The sequence below is a fragment of the Streptomyces rubellomurinus genome (assembly GCF_000961885.1).
Lineage (GTDB): Bacteria > Actinomycetota > Actinomycetes > Streptomycetales > Streptomycetaceae > Kitasatospora > Kitasatospora rubellomurina.
Genome location: NZ_JZKH01000217.1, coordinates 1 through 2229, shown reverse-complemented (window position 1 = coordinate 2229; position 2229 = coordinate 1). Strand labels below are relative to the sequence as shown.

1 protein-coding gene and 1 pseudogene are annotated in these 2229 nt (G+C 73.9%); both read right to left on the bottom strand.

The window, feature by feature from the left end; all coding sequences use genetic code 11:
• On the bottom strand, positions 1-1806 hold a 1806-nt coding region (locus VM95_RS37330), incomplete at its 3' end, for a DEAD/DEAH box helicase (RefSeq protein ID WP_045705787.1).
• Between the two features lie 195 nt (positions 1807-2001).
• Positions 2002-2229: pseudogene (locus tag VM95_RS43970) on the bottom strand (hypothetical protein); the annotation flags it as partial.

The window sequence follows — 2229 nt, the reverse complement described above, 5'->3', positions numbered from 1 at the left end:
ACGGCCACCGAAGCCACCGCGGTCGCGGTCGAAACCACCCGAACGACGGTCATCGCCGCCACGGCCACCGAAACCACCCGAACGACGGTCGTCACGGTCGCGACCACCGAAGCCACCGGAGCGACGGTCGTCCCGGTCACGGTCGCGGTCACGGCCGAAGGCCGGACGCTCGCCGCGCGCCTCGCGGTACGACGGCGCGCGCTCCTCGGACTGCTGCGCCGGAACGGCGGGGGCCTCGGCGACGGCCGGGGCCTCGGCCGCGGTCTCGCCGTCCGCCTCGGCGGCCGGCTCCTCGTCCTCGATGCCCAGCTCGGCCCGCTCGCGCGCCGCACGGGCGGCGAGGCGGTCGGCCTCCTCGCGCAGCTCGGTGGCGCGGCGCTGCGCGCGCTCCAGCTGGCGGGTCATGTCGGCGAGCTCGCGCTCGGCGGCACCGGCGATGTTGGCGGCGCTCTCCGCCTGGACCTCGGTCAGCGAGCGGGCGCCGGTGATCTTGGCGACCTCGGCGTCGAAGGCGTGGTCCAGGATGTGGCGGCTGGCGTCGACGCCCGCGTCCTCCATCAGGCGGAAGACGCCGCGGCGCTGGTGCGGCAGCACCAGGGTGACGACGGCGCCGGAGCGGCCGGCCCGGGCGGTGCGGCCGGAGCGGTGCAGGTAGTCCTTGTGGTCGCCGGCCGGGTCCACGTTGAGGACCAGGTCGATGCCGTCGACGTGGATGCCGCGGGCGGCGACGTCGGTGGCGACGACGACGTTGACGTAGCCGTCCTTGAAGTCGCCGAGGACGCGGGTGCGGGCGCCCTGGGTCATGCCGCCGTGCAGCGCGTCGGCCTTCACGCCGGCCTCGATCAGCTGCTCGGCGACGCGGTCGGCGCCCATCTGGGTGCGGACGAAGATGATCGTGCGGCCCTTGCGGGCGGCGATCGCGTTGGTGATCGGCGCCTTGTCCTTGGGCTTCACCACGAGGATGTGGTGGGTCATGGTGGTGACGGCGCCGGCCGACGGGTCGACCTCGTGGGTGACCGGGCTCTTCAGGTAGCGCTTCACCAGGGTGTCGATCTCGTTCTCCAGGGTGGCGGAGAACAGCAGGCGCTGGCCGCCGGCCGGCACCTGGTCGAGGATCTCGGTGACCTCGGGCAGGAAGCCCATGTCGGCCATCTGGTCGGCCTCGTCGAGGACGACGGTCTGGACGTCGTCCAGCTTGGCGGAGCCGCGGTTCAGCAGGTCGCGCAGCCGGCCCGGGGTGGCGACCAGGATGTCGACGCCGCGCTCCAGCGCGTAGATCTGGTTCGACATCGAGGTGCCGCCGCAGACGACCTTGAGGCGCAGGCCGAGCACCGAGCCGAAGGGCTCCAGGGCGTCGGCGACCTGCATGGCCAGCTCGCGGGTCGGGACCAGGATCAGGCCGCGCGGGTGCTTGGCGCGGGTGCGCTCGCCGTCGGCGAGGCGGGTCAGCAGCGGCAGGCCGAAGCTGAGGGTCTTGCCGGAGCCGGTGCGGCCGCGGCCCAGCACGTCCTTGCCGGCCAGGGCGTCCGGGATGGTCGCGGCCTGGATCGGGAACGGGGTGGTGACGCCGCGCTTGGCGAGGGCGCGGACGACGTCGTCGTGCAGGCCCAGGTCGCCGAAGGTGATGGTGGGCTCCGCGGCCTCGGCGGCGGTGTCCTCCGCGGCGTCCTCGGTGGTCTCCGAGGCGGCCTCGGCGGCGATCTCCTCGGCCTCGGCGATCAGCTCGGTGGTGTCGGTGGTGTCGGTGACATCGGCGGCAGCCTCGTTCGCGGGCATGGCGAAGCGGGCGTCGTCAACGAGAGACATGCAAAACCTTCCGGAAGTGGCACGCGCCAAAGTCCGGGGTTCTGTTTCACAACCGCCTCTATGCGGTCAGCCACGGATCGCCGGAACGCGCCAAGGGCGCCAGATGGGATTAGGGCGCCAGTCAAATGAATCAAACGAACGATCTACCACCATAGAGGACCCTGGGGATCGGAGGCAAATGCCCTGGCCAGCCCGCTAGTGTGCGCCCGCGCGGGGGCTCGGGGCCGGGGAACCGGAGCCGCCCGGGGACGGCTCGGAGGACGGCGGCGTGGTGGCGGGCGGGGTGTGCTCGGGCTCGGGAGTGCCCGAGGGGCGGCCGCTCGGGGTGGCCGAGGGCGTGCCCCCGGTGCCGCCGCCCGAGCGGCCGTCGCCGGGGCCGCCCGCGCCGCCGGCCCCGGACGAGGCGCCGGACCCGGCCGAGGG